The following is a 17263-nucleotide window of genomic DNA, read 5'->3' on the forward strand; positions in this document are numbered from 1 at the left end:
TTATAATAGGTTTATCCGGTTTATTTTGCAGGAAGCGAAAAAGAATATCAATGATAATCAATGACATATTTCATAAAGTAACTGACAATAAGGTGCAAAAAGCTATCCTTATTGCCAGTAGCTTTGTACTTTTTATTATCATTTTTATTCTAAACAGATTATATCCGTTATATGCAGATGACTGGACTTATATTTTTATTTTTGGAGAAAATCCTTCGACACGTGTCCATAATCTGTTTGATATTTTCACGAGCCAGTATAATCATTATGTGCTGTGGGGTGGCCGTTCGGTAGTTCATTTTATAGCTCAACTGTTATTATTGTTACCGGTATCAATGGCCGATATGATTAATTCTCTGGCATTTTTGGGTTATATATTGGTTATTTATAAATTAGTGAACCAAGGCAATAATGCAAATGCGTTTGTTTTTATAATAACAGCTATACTGGCATGGCTTTGTTTACCGCTGTTCGCCGGTACAGTCCTTTGGATAACAGGAAGTGCTAATTATCTTTGGGGAACACTCATCATGTTGTTATTTCTTTATCCCTATTATATTGATAATAAAGAAAAAGCTGTACCCAAAAATAGTATATGGAAAGCCTCTGCTTTTCTTCTACTAGGTATTATTGCCGGATGGACAAATGAGAATATGTCCGTCGCAGCCATATTTATGATTTTTGTTTTTTGTATATTTCAGAGAAAATACGGAAATATTAAACCATGGATGTTAACAGGACTTATCGGTCTGTGCATCGGCTGTGCTATAATGTTAATAGCTCCGGGGAATTATCATAGGGCAGAAGTAATAAATGAATATCTTAATACTTCAAACGAACCTTTTCTTAAGGTTATTATGTTTAGGTTAAGTTTCTTCCCGGCTGTATATATGAAGCACTTATTAATATTGCTTGTCGTTTATATTATTTCGTTGATAGTTTTCTATAAAACATCCGGAGATCATTTAAATAAACGGGAAATAATATTCAAATCACTGCTATTTGTTATTACGGCACACATTGCTTTTTTTGCTCTAATCGCAACACCTGTGTTTCCGGAGAGAGCTTTATTTTGCGTGGTTACTTTTATGATAATAGGTATAATGATCCTATATGCAAATATGCGATTAGATACTTTATATTTGCAGGCTGGGAATTTATTAATAATTGTGCTGCTTTGCGGGGGGGGCTTTATTGATTTTTACAGAAAATATCCATCTATACATTTGATGTCCAAAACGTTCAGAGCACGTGAAATATTTTTACAGGAACAAAAAGAAAAAGGTATTGAAGATATTATATTCACGGGAAGGATCGGGCTTCATTCGAAATTCGGATTTACAGACTTGGAAGAAAATCCGGATGGCGAACTAAATAGGATCTATTCAAAGTATTATAATGTACGTTCAGTCAGGGTTATTCCTGATAAAGAATGAGATATGATAGGATTATTAAATAAAATAACAGACTTTATTTATTCGGCGAAACCTCAAAAAGGTTTGCTGATACTTTTTCTGTGTGCTGTATCAGTTCTAATATTTATTTTCAATTATCTGTTTCCAAATTATGTTGACGATTGGATTTATTCTTTCGTATATGGAGAATATCCTTTAAGGCGAGTATCTTCATTATCTGATATTTTTATCGGGCAATACAACCATTACTTTAAGTGGGGGGGGCGCTCGGTTGTACATGTGATTGCCCAGATACTGCTTGTTTTACCACCATTTTTACAAGATGTTCTGAATACGATTGTTTTTCTTCTTTTCATCTTTGCAATATATCGTATTGCAAACTATAATAATAAGATCAATGCATATTTATTTATATTTATAACCATTCTCTTATGGTTTTATACACCTGTTCTAACGCATGATATATTGTGGATAACCGGTAGTGCGAATTACCTTTGGAGCTGTCTATTGCTCCTCGCCTTTATTTACCCTTACTATCTGACTTACAGAACGGAGCATAATAAAGGAAAAAATAAGTCATTGAAATTTATCGGATTTCTATTTTTAGGAATTCTGGCCGGATGGACGAACGAGAATATGGCTGCCGCCATGATCTTTATGACGGGCGTATTTTGTATTTATTTCTGGAAAAAAAACATTATGCAAAAATGGGCTGTTTCCGGACTTGTAGGACTTTGTATCGGATTTATAATAATGGTGGCTGCTCCGGGTAATTATGTGCGTATGGAAGGATTGAATGTGGTTCAGAATTCTTTTGCTGATATGATTATATCCCGTTTGCAATTATTGGTAGTAATGTATCATCATTGCATGTATCAAGTGTTTATATTATATGTTGTAATGCTTCTCATAGCTATATGGCAATATAAAAAAGGATTGGTCAACAGGAAGAATATTGATATATCGGTTTTGTTTGTTGTTACTGCTCATATAGCTATGCTGGCATTTATCGGTACACCTGTTTTCCCTTTAAGGGCTATGTTTGGCGTCGTTGCTTTTATGATTGTTGCAATTGCCATATTATATGCAAATATCAGTTTTGTATCTATTTCTAGCAGATTAGCAAATCTGTGTGTTGTGCTTTTGATCAGCGTGGCGTTTATATATAATTACTATAGGATATATCCTTCTATTTCTTTAATTTCTGAGACTTTTAGCGAAAGAGAAAAGTTCTTAAAAGAGCAGCAGGAAGAAGGAATAGAAGATATTGTTTTTAAAGGCAAAATAGGGATACATTATAAATTTGAATTTCAGGATTTAAGTGAAGATGTAAACGATCCGGTAAATGTATATTATGCTGCATTTTACGGAGTTAGAACCGTTAAGGTTATACCAAATAAATAAGTTTAAATGAATAAGATTCAAAATATACTAAAGGAACGTATACTTATCCTCGACGGTGCTATGGGAAGCCTTATACAAGAATATAAACTGACCGAAGAGGATTTTCGTGGTGAGCGTTTTCGTGATGCTATTATATTACAAAAAGGGAATAACGAGTTACTCAATCTTACAAGGCCCGATATAATAGAGGAAATTCATCGCAAATATCTGGATGCGGGAGCAGATATCATAGAGACCAATACTTTTAATGGCACTACCATATCGCTCGAAGATTATGATATGGCACCACTGGCCAGAGAGATAAACCGTGAAGCTGCAAGAATAGCAAAGAAAGCAGCATCGGATTATACAAAACAGAACCCTGATAAACCGCGCTTTGTAGCAGGTTCGATAGGCCCTACAAACAAAACAGCATCGATGAGTCCGAAGGTAGAAAATCCTATCTTCCGTGCCGTGACTTTCGATGACCTGTATATTGCCTATAAAGAACAGATAGAGGGGCTGGCAGACGGCGGTGTGGATTTACTACTGATAGAAACTATATTTGATACCTTAAATGCTAAGGCTGCTTTATTCGCTGCCGATGAAGTACGTAAAGAAAGAAATATAGACTTACCGATAATGATATCCGTAACTTTATCCGATAAGGCAGGACGTACATTGTCGGGTCAAACTGTCGGCGCATTTATGGCATCTGTTAGTCATCTCGATTACCTGTCGGTAGGACTTAACTGTTCATTCGGGGCATCGGATATGAAACCATTCTTAAAGGAACTGGTACGGATTGCTCCCGGCTTTATTTCGGCGCATCCAAATGCGGGATTACCAAACCAGTTTGGAGAATATGACCAAACGCCTGAGATAATGGCAGGACAGATAAAAGAGTTTATCGATGACGGCCTTGTAAATATTGTCGGTGGCTGTTGCGGTACAACTCCCGCACATATAGCTAAATATGCCGATTTGGTGAAAGGTGCTTTACCTCACAAATCTGCCGAAAAACCTAAATATATGTGGCTGTCAGGATTGGAACTACTAGAAGCCAAGCCTGAGATCAACTTTATTAATATCGGTGAGCGGCTTAATGTAGCCGGCTCACGCAAATTTCTCCGCCTGATAAAGGAGCAGAAGTACGAAGAAGCCCTTACTATTGCCCACAAGCAAGTCGAAGACGGAGCACAGGTACTCGATGTGAATATGGACGAAGGATTACTCGACGGAGTTAAAGAAATGACTACTTTCCTCAATATGATGGCATCCGACCCTGATGTATCGCGTGTTCCGGTAATGATAGACTCTTCGAAATGGGAGGTATTGGAGGCCGGACTGAAATGTGTACAAGGCAAACCGATTGTAAACTCTATTTCACTCAAAGGAGGCGAAGAAGAATTTCTTCGTCAGGCACGGCTTATTCATCGGTATGGGGCCGCTGTTATTGTCATGGCTTTTGATGAAACGGGGCAAGCTGATACGTATGCCCGTAGAATAGAAATTTGCGAAAGGGCATATAATTTACTGGTAAATGACGGATTCAATCCATTAGATATAATCTTTGACCCGAACGTTTTAGCCATAGCTACAGGCATTGAAGAGCATCGCAACTATGCGGTTGATTTTTTGGAAACAATCACTTGGATTAAGAAAAACTTACCACACGCTAAAATAAGCGGGGGAGTAAGCAACCTTTCATTCTCTTTTCGTGGCAACGATTATGTGCGGGAAGCCATGCATGCAGTATTCCTGTATTATGCTATTCAGCGCGGTATGGATATGGGTATTGTGAATCCGGGTCAATCGGTTGTTTACGACGACATTCCGCTCGAATTGAGGAATTTGGTTGAGGATGTTATTTTCAACCGCAGACCCGAGGCAACAGACGAACTTATCGAATATGCCGAAAGGATAAAGAATGAAAATACAGGACAAACAGAGCAAAAGGTCGAAGAATGGCGGTCTTTTCCGCTCGATGAACGTATACAGTATGCCTTAATAAAAGGTATTAGTGATTATCTGGAAGAAGACCTGATCGAAGCGCTTAAAGTGTATCCGAAAGCTGTTGATATTATTGACAAGCCCCTAATGGATGGAATGAATAGAGTCGGTGACCTTTTTGGCGCAGGAAAAATGTTTCTTCCACAAGTAGTAAAGACAGCCCGTACCATGAAGCGCGCTGTGGCTATTCTACAACCGACACTGGAAGCTCAGAAAGCATCTTCTGCAGGAAGCAACAAGGCTGGAAAACTTATTATTGCGACGGTTAAAGGCGATGTACACGATATCGGCAAGAATATAGTTTCTATTATCCTTGCCTGTAATAATTATGAAGTGATTGATCTCGGTGTGATGACTCCGCCGGAAGTGATTATTCAGAGGGTTAAAGAAGAACAGCCGGACATCCTTTGTCTTAGTGGTTTGATTACTCCATCACTAGAAGAAATGACTATAGTTGCCAATGAAATGGAAAAGGCCGGATTTACCATTCCATTGATGATTGGCGGGGCAACTACATCTAAACTCCATACCGCTATAAAAATAGACCCTAAATATAACAACGGGTCGGTGGTATATGTTAAAGATGCTTCGCAAGCTCCGGCAGCAGTTGGTAAGCTTATAAATCCGAACACAAAGGATGACTATATAAAAGAAATACGTGAACAGTATGCTTTATTAAGGGATTCAGCCGGAGATAAAAAAGCTGACCTTTTACCTTTATCAGAAGTATTGGATAAGGGGATGAAGATTGACTGGAATAATTATCAATCACCTGAACCGAAAGTGAAAGGACGGCAGATATTGAAGCATATTCCTATAGAAAATATAATTCCATTCGTAGATTGGAAATTCTTCTTCCATTCATGGAATCTATCGGCGCGTTATGCTACTGTGCAGAATATCGATGATTGTCCGTCATGTAAAGCGACGTGGTTAAACTCTTTCCCCGAACAGGAACGGGAAAAAGCCGCTGAAGGTATGCAACTCTATAAGGATGCAAAATCATTATTAGACCAGCTTGCATTTAGTAAAGCCGATTATATCAATGCGGTATTCGGCATATTTGATGCATATAGCGAAAATGAAAATCTCTATATCAATGATATTCGTTTCCCTATGCTGCGTCAGCAAAAGAAAAACGATAAAGGTGAATATCTTTCCCTTTGCGACTTTGTAGCACCGAAATCTTCTGGAAAGCAAGATTATGTCGGTGGCTTTACCGTAACGGCAGGAGTAGGCGCAAATGAATTGATGAGCGAGTATGAACGTCAGGGCGATGAATATAAAGTATTGCTTCTTAAATCGGTGCTCGACCGTCTGGCAGAAGCCACAACAGAATGGTTGCATTCCGAAATAAGAAAAAAATACTGGGGATTTGCTCTCGATGAAAATATTACGGTCAATGAGATGTTTACACTTAAATATCAGGGTATTCGTCCGGCGGTAGGCTATCCGTCTATTCCCGACCAATCGATTAATTTCCTGTTGAATGATGATCTTTTGCAATCGAAAGAGATAGGAGTAGAACTCACTGAAAATGGCGTAATGTTGCCAAATGCAACCGTTAGCGGAATTATTATATCACATCCAAAGTCAAAGTATTTCAATATCGGAAATATACTCGACGACCAACTTGAAGCCTATATAGAAAGACGAGGAGAAGATGCAGAATTGATTCGTAAATTTTTGAGTGCGAACCTGATATAAAATGAAATGACAAATACGGGTATTCAAAAAGAAAATAGCAGACTGAATATAGTATGTATGGTGCTTGCCGTACTTACTGTATTTATCCTGATATATATTCAGAATTATCTTTACCCGCTGTATGCCGACGACTGGAACTACAGTTTTGTACATGGGGAAGAAGCAACCCGTATCCGGTCATTTTCGCATATTTTTACTTCTCAATATAATCATTATATGACATGGGGCGGGCGTAGTGTTGTCCATTTTATTGCCGAATCCATGCTAATGACAGGCTTCTTCTGGGCGTGTGTTATTAATTCGCTCGGCTATGTGCTTTTTGTCTATGTCCTCTATAGAATAGCGAATAAAGGTAATAAAACGAACCCTGTATTATTCTTTCTGTTTAGTTTGCTTATCTGGTTTGCACAACCTGCCTATTTTGCGACTATATTATGGAAAACAGGTGCGGCAAATTATCTTTGGGGAACATTAATTATACTTCTTTTCCTGTACTCATACTATTCCTGTTATCGTTCTCGAAAAACGGAAAACAGTGCAGTTAGAACAGTATTGTTTTTTCTTTTCGGTATTATTGCCGGATGGACAAATGAGAATATGTCCGTAGCATTGATTTTCTATATTATTGCTTCTTTAGCTCTTTATAAGTATGAAAAGATAAAGATTCCGGCATGGGCAATTACCGGTCTTATCGGAACAATCGTCGGTTGCATAATGATGCTGGTAGCTCCCGGCAATTATGTGAGATTGGAGGATGTTACTACTTCGTTCGGGCAAACAGAGATAATGTACAAAGATATCTTCCTTATGGGAGTCAATTATATTCTCACGCATACGTGGAATCATTTACTTATACCGTTTATCGTATATTTGTTTTTGGTCTTTATTTACATTAAATATCCGAAGAATGAGAATGATAAGCAAACTATAATACGCAGTTCAATAATGTTTATACTGATGGCTGCAGTAGCGCTTGCTGCAATGGTAGTATCGCCTATTTTTCCAGAGAGGGCTTTATTCGGTATCATTATACTGCTGTTGATAGCTATTGGTATTATAATTGCGAATATCGATTTCAGCCTTAAGCAACTGAAATATCCAGCAATTACTGTTTTCTTTGCATTAGCTGTTATATATGCATTTCAGTACAAGACAGTATTTAATAACCTATCATATATTACTGCTGTCTGGGATGAAAGAGAAATCTATATGGCAGAGCAAAAACGAATGGGGAATGATTCTATAACATTCACAAAGAAATTTGAATTACCGCCAGAATATTATATATCCGACCTGTCGGATGACCCTGAATACTGGGAGAATAAATGCTATGTACGGTTTTACGGATTAAAGCAAGTGAGGCTTATTGTCAGTAAACCTGCTGAATAAATATATACTTACAAATGGAATTTTTGGATTTACTATCATATACATTTTTTCAGAATGCCTTGCTGGGTAGTCTGTTTGCAAGTATTGCCTGCGGCATTATCGGTACGTATGTTGTTGTCCGTCGTCTTGTATTCATCAGTGGTGGGATAACACATGCTTCGCTCGGAGGCATCGGTATGGGCTTTTATTTCGGATGGAATCCTATTTTTGCAGCAATGATCTTTTCTATTCTTTCGGCTTTTGGTATCGAATGGCTTTCGTCGCGGCAGGGTGTGAGGGAAGATTCGGCAATAGGTTCTTTTTGGTCGTTGGGAATGGCTATTGGAATTATCTTTATTTATCTAAAACCGGGATTTGCACCTAACTTATCCGATTATCTGTTCGGGAATATCCTCACCATTACAACACCCGATATAATTTATCTGGCTGTATTATCTTTGGTTTTGATTATTGTTTTCCTGCTTTTCGGGCGTCAGATATTATTTGCAGCTTTTGATACGGATTTTGCTAAGACACGGAATTTACCAGTCAATCTGATTAAATATGCAATGATGATGGGGATTGCCATTACTATAGTCTTATCAATCCGTTTGGTAGGTATTGTACTGCTTATGTCGATCCTTACTGTTCCCCAAATGACAGCAAATCTGTTCACGTCCAACTTTGTAAAAATGATACTACTATCCGTTATTATCGGCTTCTTCGGCTGTATAGTGGGATTATTTCTCTCTGCTGTATTGGATGTTCCTTCGGGTGTATTTATAATCTTTACACAGATAATTGTATTTCTTGCATCCCGATTAATTGTAAAGATGAATCAGAGAAAGAAACGGCAGAAGTTGGCAGTTTAACCCTTCCCGATTACATCCTTAAACGATATATTTTTTACGCTCGATTTGCGGAAAAGCAATGCGCCTATACATATACCTATTGCCAATGTGAATAATAGAGACATTGTAAGCATAAGGTTATGTGACATTTCGATTAATAGATGCGGATTTTGTTCCACAGTCGGTAAGTCTGTTACCTTTATGCCAGCAAGCATCGTTTTGTAGGCAAACATTCCCGGTATCATAGTTATACAAGCCGGCATAGTGAATACTACAGGCGGACTGTCTACCTTATGCGCGGCAAATATACCTACAAGCCCAATAAGAACCGAACCTGCAAGAGTAGCGGTAATCAATCCGAAATCAAGTTGGATAAGAATGAACCGTACAGCATGACCCATACCGCCCAATAAGCCTGCTACCCATAATAAGCGCTTAGGTGAACCGAACAGTATTGCCCAGCAAAAGCCTACAATGAATGCAATTATAAAGTCGCGGAATATATTTATTACAGACAGTTCTTCCATTCTGTTTCAATTAAAAATTATTTATACCCAGCAGCGTGATACATAATGTCATACCCGCAGCAATACACAATAGTATAAACCCTCCGAAAAGCGCCCTGTTTATTGCCGATGACAGATAACCCTCGATTAAGTCAATAACGCAATTGATAAGAGGTACTCCCGGTATGAGATATAGCACGGCTGTTGCCATAGCAGCTTCGGGATGTTCTCCGAAGTTATAGAGCCGCCCCGCACCGGTTATCAGGGTTGTAATAAATGCTGCTATACTTATGCATATCATCGGATTGAAATTCTTTTTGCTAAAAAATACCCTTACCATGTAACCAATAAAAGCTGCTATGAAAGTCAGTAATGCATTCTTTTCGTCTCCTGCCGAGAAGAGGCATAATCCTGCGCATGAAAAACCTACAGCCACAGCCACGACTAAGTCGCTATAGTTTTGCTGGCTCTTAATCTTAGCGAACTCTTTTTCTACATATGAAATAGATAAATTCTCTTCCTGTACTTTCCACGACATATGCGAAACTGCTGTCAATATCGCCAGATGCACATTATGTGACGGCGAAGTTTTATAGCAAGTAATAGAATTGGCAGGATCGTTTTTATCTTTCACCGTTACTAGTAACCCTTTGAAGGTGGGGTTCATATTTATATCGAATTCCCATGTGGAGGCCAGACGTCCAATATTACTGTTCAGACGCCCGCAATGAGCGCCTGATGCCAACAGGAATGTACCGATATCCAATATGAGATCGGCAAAACGTTGTGCCGGAATCTTTTCTTTTATATATCTTTCTTCTGCCATTTAATATATATTGCAGTTTATTTGCAAAGATAATTATTTTAATCAGGAGTGATTATCCTGCACTCGTATGCAATTCATTTTATTAAAAAATAAACCACTTATATTATATACTTGTTTATTAATTTGTAGATTTGTTTTGAGGCATCTTAATATGCCGTACGGAATCATTAAAAAAAATGTAATGAATATAAGACTACTTATAGACTACCATGCCGAATGGGGGCAAACTCTTTGTGTAAGCGGTTCAATTCCTTCTTTGGGTGACTGGAATGAAAAAAAAGCCATAGTAATGGATAATCTATCCGCATCTAAATGGATGCTTGAGATAGAAGTTGATAATGTAAAAGAATTTGAATATAGATATCTTGTCAAATATCAGGATGAAATAATAGACAGGGAGTGGGGCACTCCACACATACTCAGGATAGAACCTGATAAGTTTTTCGATGTTCAGGATTTATGGCGGATGACACCTCAGCAAAAATTCCTGTATACATCCGGCTTTTCAGATAGCTTTTTCTATCATGAAAACAGGGCAAAGATTAAATACTATAAGGAAACAATGCTGTTGAATGTTTGTTGTCCTTATGTAAAAAAGGATCAGTCGCTTGTGTTGTGTGGGGCATCGGAATTGCTGGGTGATTGGAAACATCAGGATGCATTGCATTTTATTCCTGTAAAATACGGTGTATGGCAATTAGCCTTGGATGCATCAAAAATCGAGATGCCGCTCGAATATAAACTTGCTATCTATGATCATGCATCTGAAAAGATTCAGCATTGGGAAGAGGGAAATAATCGTATACTATCGCCGCTGTCTGTTAATGCAGAAAAGAATGTAGTCAGAGTGGAAACACTTAATTACTGGTATGCATGGCTGGATTGGAAAGCTGCCGGTGTTGCAATTCCCGTATTCTCATTACGTACCGAAGGTAGCTTTGGTATCGGGGAATTTTCCGACCTGAAAAAAATGATAGACTGGGCTTCTCTTACCGGACAGAAAGTAATACAGCTGCTTCCGGTCAATGATACCACAATCACTCACACATGGGCTGACTCTTACCCTTATAATGCGATTTCCATTTACGCACTTCATCCTATGTACTTAGGGCTGAATGCTCACCCGTTGAAAGATCAGAAATTAAACAAGGAATATAGGAAAGAGGCAGCGGAACTGAATACATTGAAAGGTGTCGATTATGATAAGGTACTGGATTTGAAGCAGAGATATCTCAAAGACCTTTTTGACGAATCAGGTAGAAATACACTAAGAAGCAAAGATTATCAGTCTTTTTACAATCATAACGAAGAATGGCTATTTCCATACGCGTGTTTTTCTTATCTCCGCGATAAATATGAAACTGCTGATTTTACAAAGTGGAAGACGCAAAGTAAGTTTAATAAAAAGAGATTAGAAAAGTTTGTAGAAACAGATAAAGAAGCAAAAGCCAGTATCGATTTATTATGCTTTACTCAATACTTACTCCATAAGCAGCTTGTAGATGTAAAAGAATATGCGCATCAGCATAATGTAATACTCAAAGGTGATATCCCTATCGGTATCAGCCGCAATAGTGTCGAAGCATGGGTCGAGCCTCATTTATTTAATCTGGATGTGCAGACAGGAGCGCCACCTGATGGTTTTTCTTTCTTCGGACAGAACTGGAGATTTCCGACATATAACTGGGAAGAAATGGCAAAAGACGGCTATCACTGGTGGATAAAGCGTTTCCGTAAGATGGCAGATTATTTCGATGCTTACCGTATCGATCATATCCTTGGCTTTTTCCGTATTTGGGAGATTCCTATGACATCTGTGCAGGGGCTGCTGGGATATTTTAGTCCGGCTCTTCCTCTTACAGTGGATGAAATACGATCTTATGGAATATGGTTTGATGAAGCGCGTATGCTGACTCCTTATATACATGAACATTTTCTCGGTAATATTTTCGGTGTCTATATGCCCGAAGTAATAGAAAAATATCTTGAGCCTGCAGGCTGGCAGATATTTAAACTGAAAGATGAATTCAACACCCAAGCCAAAATAAAAGAATCTTTTGCAGGCTATGAAGATGATAAGGCAAATCATATACGCGATGGTCTTTACAGCCTTTGCAATGAAGTTCTATTTGTAAGAGATAAACGTGAACCGGAAAAATTTCATCCGCGTATTACTGCACAATATAGTTATTCATTCAAAGATCTTGATCAGGGAACACAGAATGCATTCAACAGAATGTACGATGATTTCTTTTTCCGTAGGCATTCGCAATTCTGGCGCGAGCAGGCTATGATCAAGTTGCCGCCTTTAATTAAATCCACGGATATGTTAGTCTGTGGTGAAGATTTGGGGATGGTTCCGGAATCTGTTCCATCGGTAATGAATGAATTGCAAATTCTTAGTCTCGAAATAGAGCGTATGCCTAAAGCGATGAATCTATTGTTCAATGATTTGCATACTTTGCCATATATGAGTGTGTGCACCACTTCTACGCACGATATGTCGCCTATTAGGCTGTGGTGGGAAGAAGACAGGGTAAACATTCAGAAATATTATAATCAGATATTAGGCAGAGATGGAATTGCTCCCGAAGAGTGTACGGCAGACATTTGTTCTCAGATTGTTTCCAATCATCTCAATTCTCCTTCAATGCTTGCTGTTCTGCCGCTTCAAGACTGGCTGTCGATAGATGATACTCTGAGAAGACCGGAAGCCGATGAAGAAAGAATAAATATTCCGGCTGTACCAATGCATTACTGGCGATACAGAATGCACCTCACATTGGAGGAACTGATAAAGGCTACGGAATATAACGAACGACTTAAAAAGATGATTCAGGCATCGGGGCGGGAATAATTAGGAAAAGGCTTTATAGGTTTATTATATGTACAAAGGGCGCTCATAGAAGCGCCCTTTGTATTTTTATAACTTATATAGACTTTGATATTTGTTCGAGATGTTCCAGATACTTCTTTTCCCAATACCCGATTTTCGGATTCTTCGATACATCATGAAAATGAAAACTCTCGATAGGCGATAGTCCGATGAAGGCATTCATTTGATGAAAACCATACATCACATCATCTTCGTTGTGTAGTTTGAAAAATTCATCTTCGATAGTGAATGCTTCCTGAGGAGCATTCCATGTAGTTGTCAGCATATATTTTCGTCCTTGCAATAGTCCTCCCGTTCCATAGTTTCGTGTCGGGTTAGCAGACCTTCTTCCGTCACTGAAGTAGATACCGTTTTGATGCCCGGATGTAAGGACTTCATCTATGTATTTTTTGAAATCATTCGGGATCTGGAACCACCATACAGGGGTGTGGTATATAATAATATCTGCCCAGACAAATTTCTTCACTTCTTCTTCCGGATCATATACATCATTTATATTGGTATATTCTATTTCGTAATTGTCTTTCCCGCGAAAGAAGTTTATTGTCCAGCCTGCTAGTGTCTTATTGAATTCTCCACCCGAATGTGCAAATTTCGGCGCTCCGTTTATTACAAATATTTTTTTCATAATGTATTTATTTTTCTGTTAATTTTATAACAGAACCAATAGGAAAAGGTTCTCTTTATAAAGAGTTATTAATAAAAAAGCGCTGCAGAATATTTCCTGCAGCGCCTTTAATATATAGAAGTTCTTATGCGATAGTCAACAGAGCCACTCCTTCAAGAACGGAGTCACCTTGGTTCACATATATTTCAGTTACCTTACCATCTATTGGAGCCTGTATGGCATTTTCCATCTTCATGGCCTCTAGCATAGCAACTGTTTGTCCTTTTTTCACTTCGTCGCCTACATTTACCTGTATTCCGATAACGATACCCGGTAGCGGTGATTTTACAACACCCATACCGCTTCCGGCAGGTTTGTTAGCAGTTGGTGCGGAAGCTGTCGCTTTAGGTGCGCTGGCAGCAGGTGCAGGCGCGGCTTTAGCAGCCGGACGAGTAGTAAGGCTTACTTCCTCCTCACTATTAACAAGTTCTACCTTGTAGTTAGTACCGTTTACAGCTACTTCTGCAAGGTCGCCTTCCATTTTATTTACGGCAACGATATATTCCTGGCCGTTGATTCTGTATATGAATTGTTTCATGATGTTTTTTCGAATTTTATTTTCTTACTGGCATTTGAAGCATAGCCTCCCTTTTGTCGGCCCAAGGCAAATAATCTTTCGATACATGTTTTATAGTCAGCACATTGCTTTCTATATCATGCTGATGCTGTACATCATATATAGCCAATGCTATAGCTGCCAATACTTCTTTTGATATATTCTGATCGCTCATTGTTATATTTATTTTGAAGGATTACAGAGGCAGGTTGTCGTGCTTCTTGGCAGGATTAACCTGCTTTTTAGTTCTCAGTTGTTCCAAAGCGCGGATGACACGGAAACGTGTATTGCGCGGTTCGATAACATCGTCGATATAACCGTAACGTGCAGCATTGAAAGGGTTGCAGAACAATTTGTTATACTCTTCTTTCTTAGCAGCAAGTGCTTCAGCGGGATTTTCAGCATCTTTAATTTCTTTTGCATACAATACTTCGGCAGCACCGTCAGCACCCATAACTGCGATTTCTGCAGTTGGCCATGCATAGTTGATGTCTCCGCGAAGTTGTTTACAACTCATCACAATGTGAGAACCACCGTAAGATTTACGCAGTGTAACTGTTACTTTAGGTACAGTAGCTTCACCATAAGCATAAAGCAATTTAGCACCATGAGTGATTACGCCGCCGTATTCCTGTCCTGTTCCCGGAAGGAATCCCGGTACGTCTACCAACGTTACCAACGGAATGTTGAAAGCGTCGCAGAAGCGTACGAAACGGGCAGCTTTGCGTGATGCATTGATATCAAGTACTCCGGCAAGGTATTTAGGCTGGTTGGCTACAACACCTACCGACTGGCCGTTCATGCGGGCAAAACCGATGATTATATTTTTAGCATAATTAGCATGCACTTCAAGGAATTCGCCATTGTCGATAACAGCACCGATCACCTCAACCATATCATATGGCTTGTTCGGATTGTCAGGGATAATTTCATTCAGTGAATCTTCCATTCTGGCGATAGGGTCGGTACACTCTTTGCGAGGAGCCTCTTCCATATTGTTCTGAGGAAGGAAACTGTACAAATGACGGATAAGAGATATCCCGTCGTCTTCGTTAGCTACAGAGAAGTGAGCCACACCCGATTTAGTAGTGTGTACGCTTGCGCCTCCAAGATCTTCCTGAGTAACATCTTCGCCGGTTACAGTCTTCACTACTTTAGGACCAGTAAGGAACATGTAAGATGTGCCTTCTGTCATCAACGTAAAGTCGGTAAGAGCAGGAGAATATACAGCACCACCGGCACAAGGTCCGAAGATACCCGAAATCTGCGGTACAACTCCCGAAGCAAGTATATTGCGCTGGAATATTTCAGCATATCCGGCTAGGGCGTTCACACCTTCCTGTATACGCGCACCACCCGAGTCGTTGATTCCGATTACAGGGGCCCCTACTTTCATCGCCATATCCATAACTTTGCATATTTTCAATGCCATGGTTTCTGACAACGAACCGCCGATTACAGTGAAGTCCTGTGCGAAAATATAAACCAGACGACCTTCGATAGTACCGCAACCTGTTACAACGCCGTCCCCGAGGAATTTCTGTTTGTCCATACCAAAGTTTGTACTGCGGTGCTCTACGAACATGTCGAATTCTTCGAAGCTGCCTTCGTCGAGTAGCAGCGCTATACGCTCACGTGCTGTGTATTTGCCTTTTGCGTGCTGAGAGTCGATTCTTTTCTGACCCCCGCCCAAACGGGCTTTAGCACGAAGTTCCATTAGCTCTTTTACCTTTTCAAGTTGGCTCATGTTTTAATATTTTAGATTCTGATAAATTAATCTGTTTTACATAAAAATGACTTTACATCATCATTTAGTGAGTAAAGTCATTCTTACTTTATTTGTTTGGATTTTCACACAATTCGGTGAGGACGCTTCCTGTTGATTTAGGATGGAGGAATGCAATGTTGAGGCCTTCTGCTCCTGCGCGTGGTGCCTTGTCTATCAGCTGTACACCTTTCGATTCCATTTCGGCAAGGGCGTTAGCTACTCCATCGGCTACGCTGAATGCGATGTGGTGGATGCCTTCTCCTTTTTTCTCGATAAATTTAGCTATTGTGCTGTCAGGGCTGGTTGGCTCGAGAAGCTCAATTTTTGTTTGTCCTACCTTGAAGAATGCAGTCTTTACCTTCTGGTCTTCCACAACTTCAATGTTATAACATTTCAGACCTAAAACTCCTTCATAGTAAGGTAGTTGTTCTTCGATGCTTTTTACAGCAATACCTAAATGTTCAATGTGCGAAATATTCATGATTTTATCTGAATAAAAAGTTATTATTTAGTTCCGCGCAAAGGTACTATTAAAATATAGAATGACGAAATTAAAAACATAAAAAAACATTGTTTATGCACATAATTCTCAAAAGTGTGCATTTTATATTTATATTTTGTTTAAGTATCTGTAAATTAGATTTTTATATTTTTGCAATTATAATGATTGATAAGTCTTATAATCCGAATAGTAACAAAAGTAGTAGCAATTGAGTTATTTTAACCACTGGCTTATGAACATAAAATTATCCCGTTTGTTCTAATTTTTTTGGAGCGATATATAACAGATAAATCCGGAATTATATCACAAATATGCGATTGGTTTATTTTAACTATTTGGTTAAAATATCTTTTATTATCATTGTTTTTGATATAAAATTGTGTTAAATACACACATTGAGTGAACAATTTATATATCTTTCTCCTTTAAACTATTACACCACTTTTGTTTCATCTTTTAAAGTGAAGACTACTATGAGAATAAAAGGAGCTTTAAAAGCAGGGGATATTTTATATAGAGTTGATCCCCGTAAATTGTCAGTCAAGGTATTTAGAATCGGATATTCCGATGAGAGAAAACAAGCTGAGACCACTCATGAAAATTTCTTTTTAGATAAGAATGAGAGGAAGCAGTTGCAGATGCCTATAGAAAAATTTCCGTTTGAGTTTAAAGGATTATTGTATTTCCTTACAGAAGATGAAGCGAATAATTTTATAAAAACCCAAATTGGAATGTAGAAGTTAATAAAAAAACAAAGCCCTGAAAAGTGATTTTTCAGGGCTTTGTTTTTTTATCGAGAAAGATT

General features: G+C 38.7%; 14 protein-coding genes. 7 read left to right on the top strand and 7 right to left on the bottom strand.

What is annotated here, in order from left to right; translation table 11 throughout:
- The first annotated feature begins 50 nt into the window (after positions 1-50).
- The 5 genes from K348_RS18375 to K348_RS0106015 are packed head-to-tail and all read left to right on the top strand — an operon-like array spanning position 51 to position 8758.
- Positions 51-1436 (top strand): DUF6056 family protein, encoded by a 1386-nt coding sequence (locus K348_RS18375; protein ID WP_036930247.1) that lies wholly within the window; start codon positions 51-53, stop codon positions 1434-1436.
- Positions 1437-1439: 3 nt separating this feature from the next.
- A complete protein-coding gene (locus K348_RS18745) occupies positions 1440-2819 on the top strand; it encodes a DUF6056 family protein (RefSeq protein ID WP_029903947.1) in 1380 nt (459 codons plus the stop codon).
- Positions 2820-2825: 6 nt separating this feature from the next.
- A complete protein-coding gene (gene metH / locus K348_RS0106005; RefSeq protein WP_029903949.1) occupies positions 2826-6518 on the top strand; it encodes a methionine synthase in 3693 nt (1230 codons plus the stop codon).
- 6 nt (positions 6519-6524) lie between these two features.
- Positions 6525-7907: a DUF6056 family protein gene (locus tag K348_RS0106010; RefSeq protein WP_051697658.1), complete on the top strand. Its 1383-nt coding sequence runs from the start codon at positions 6525-6527 to the stop codon at positions 7905-7907.
- A gap of 14 nt (positions 7908-7921) precedes the next feature.
- Positions 7922-8758: a metal ABC transporter permease gene (locus tag K348_RS0106015; protein ID WP_036930248.1), complete on the top strand. Its 837-nt coding sequence runs from the start codon at positions 7922-7924 to the stop codon at positions 8756-8758.
- Here K348_RS0106015 and K348_RS0106020 read toward each other — a convergent pair.
- Complete coding sequence (locus tag K348_RS0106020; protein WP_029903954.1) at positions 8755-9264, bottom strand: threonine/serine exporter family protein; 510 nt, start codon at positions 9262-9264, stop codon at positions 8755-8757. The genes K348_RS0106015 and K348_RS0106020 overlap by 4 nt on opposite strands.
- A 10-nt stretch (positions 9265-9274) precedes the next feature.
- A complete protein-coding gene (locus tag K348_RS0106025) occupies positions 9275-10069 on the bottom strand; it encodes a threonine/serine exporter ThrE family protein (RefSeq protein WP_029903956.1) in 795 nt (264 codons plus the stop codon).
- 181 nt (positions 10070-10250) lie between these two features.
- On the opposite strand from K348_RS0106025, the gene K348_RS0106030 reads away from it, so the two are divergent.
- Positions 10251-12926, top strand: a complete 2676-nt coding sequence (locus K348_RS0106030) for a 4-alpha-glucanotransferase (RefSeq protein WP_029903959.1) — start codon at positions 10251-10253, stop codon at positions 12924-12926.
- Between the two features lie 73 nt (positions 12927-12999).
- On the opposite strand, the gene K348_RS0106035 is transcribed toward K348_RS0106030, so the two are convergent.
- The 5 genes from K348_RS0106035 to mce form a co-directional block, all read right to left on the bottom strand.
- On the bottom strand, positions 13000-13593 hold the full coding sequence (locus K348_RS0106035; RefSeq protein WP_029903961.1) for an NAD(P)H-dependent oxidoreductase: 594 nt from the start codon (positions 13591-13593) through the stop codon (positions 13000-13002).
- Positions 13594-13717: 124 nt separating this feature from the next.
- Positions 13718-14170 carry a biotin/lipoyl-containing protein gene (locus tag K348_RS0106040; protein WP_029903963.1) on the bottom strand — a complete coding sequence of 151 codons (453 nt, stop codon included), beginning with the start codon at positions 14168-14170 and terminating at the stop codon, positions 13718-13720.
- A 16-nt stretch (positions 14171-14186) separates the two neighbouring features.
- Entirely contained in the window at positions 14187-14363 is a 177-nt protein-coding gene (locus K348_RS19295; RefSeq protein WP_006798574.1) for a hypothetical protein, read from the bottom strand.
- 21 nt (positions 14364-14384) lie between these two features.
- Positions 14385-15935, bottom strand: a complete 1551-nt coding sequence (locus K348_RS0106050; protein ID WP_029903966.1) for an acyl-CoA carboxylase subunit beta — start codon at positions 15933-15935, stop codon at positions 14385-14387.
- An 88-nt stretch (positions 15936-16023) separates the two neighbouring features.
- On the bottom strand, positions 16024-16437 hold the full coding sequence (mce, locus tag K348_RS0106055) for a methylmalonyl-CoA epimerase (protein ID WP_029903968.1): 414 nt from the start codon (positions 16435-16437) through the stop codon (positions 16024-16026).
- Between the two features lie 494 nt (positions 16438-16931).
- On the opposite strand from mce, the gene K348_RS0106060 reads away from it, so the two are divergent.
- The gene (locus K348_RS0106060; protein ID WP_029903969.1) at positions 16932-17195 is read left to right on the top strand and encodes a hypothetical protein; all 264 of its coding nucleotides are present in this window, start codon (positions 16932-16934) and stop codon (positions 17193-17195) included.
- Positions 17196-17263: the final 68 nt, after the last annotated feature.

It is taken from the genome of Prevotella sp. 10(H) (genome assembly GCF_000711235.1).
Taxonomy (GTDB): Bacteria; Bacteroidota; Bacteroidia; order Bacteroidales; family Dysgonomonadaceae; genus Dysgonomonas.

Excerpts from the sequence above, each read along its gene's own strand:
- K348_RS0106035 (WP_029903961.1), bottom strand. The coding sequence starts at position 13,593 with ATGAAAAAAATATTTGTAATAAACGGAGCGCCGAAATTTGCACATTCG.
- K348_RS0106025 (WP_029903956.1), bottom strand. The coding sequence starts at position 10,069 with ATGGCAGAAGAAAGATATATAAAAGAAAAGATTCCGGCACAACGTTTT.
- K348_RS18745 (WP_029903947.1), top strand. The coding sequence starts at position 1,440 with ATGATAGGATTATTAAATAAAATAACAGACTTTATTTATTCGGCGAAA.
- K348_RS0106050 (WP_029903966.1), bottom strand. The coding sequence starts at position 15,935 with ATGAGCCAACTTGAAAAGGTAAAAGAGCTAATGGAACTTCGTGCTAAA.
- K348_RS0106010 (WP_051697658.1), top strand. The coding sequence starts at position 6,525 with ATGACAAATACGGGTATTCAAAAAGAAAATAGCAGACTGAATATAGTA.
- K348_RS18375 (WP_036930247.1), top strand. The coding sequence starts at position 51 with ATGATAATCAATGACATATTTCATAAAGTAACTGACAATAAGGTGCAA.
- K348_RS0106015 (WP_036930248.1), top strand. The coding sequence starts at position 7,922 with ATGGAATTTTTGGATTTACTATCATATACATTTTTTCAGAATGCCTTG.
- K348_RS0106020 (WP_029903954.1), bottom strand. The coding sequence starts at position 9,264 with ATGGAAGAACTGTCTGTAATAAATATATTCCGCGACTTTATAATTGCA.
- K348_RS0106040 (WP_029903963.1), bottom strand. The coding sequence starts at position 14,170 with ATGAAACAATTCATATACAGAATCAACGGCCAGGAATATATCGTTGCC.
- K348_RS0106030 (WP_029903959.1), top strand. The coding sequence starts at position 10,251 with ATGAATATAAGACTACTTATAGACTACCATGCCGAATGGGGGCAAACT.
- K348_RS19295 (WP_006798574.1), bottom strand. The coding sequence starts at position 14,363 with ATGAGCGATCAGAATATATCAAAAGAAGTATTGGCAGCTATAGCATTG.
- mce (WP_029903968.1), bottom strand. The coding sequence starts at position 16,437 with ATGAATATTTCGCACATTGAACATTTAGGTATTGCTGTAAAAAGCATC.
- metH (WP_029903949.1), top strand. The coding sequence starts at position 2,826 with ATGAATAAGATTCAAAATATACTAAAGGAACGTATACTTATCCTCGAC.
- K348_RS0106060 (WP_029903969.1), top strand. The coding sequence starts at position 16,932 with ATGAGAATAAAAGGAGCTTTAAAAGCAGGGGATATTTTATATAGAGTT.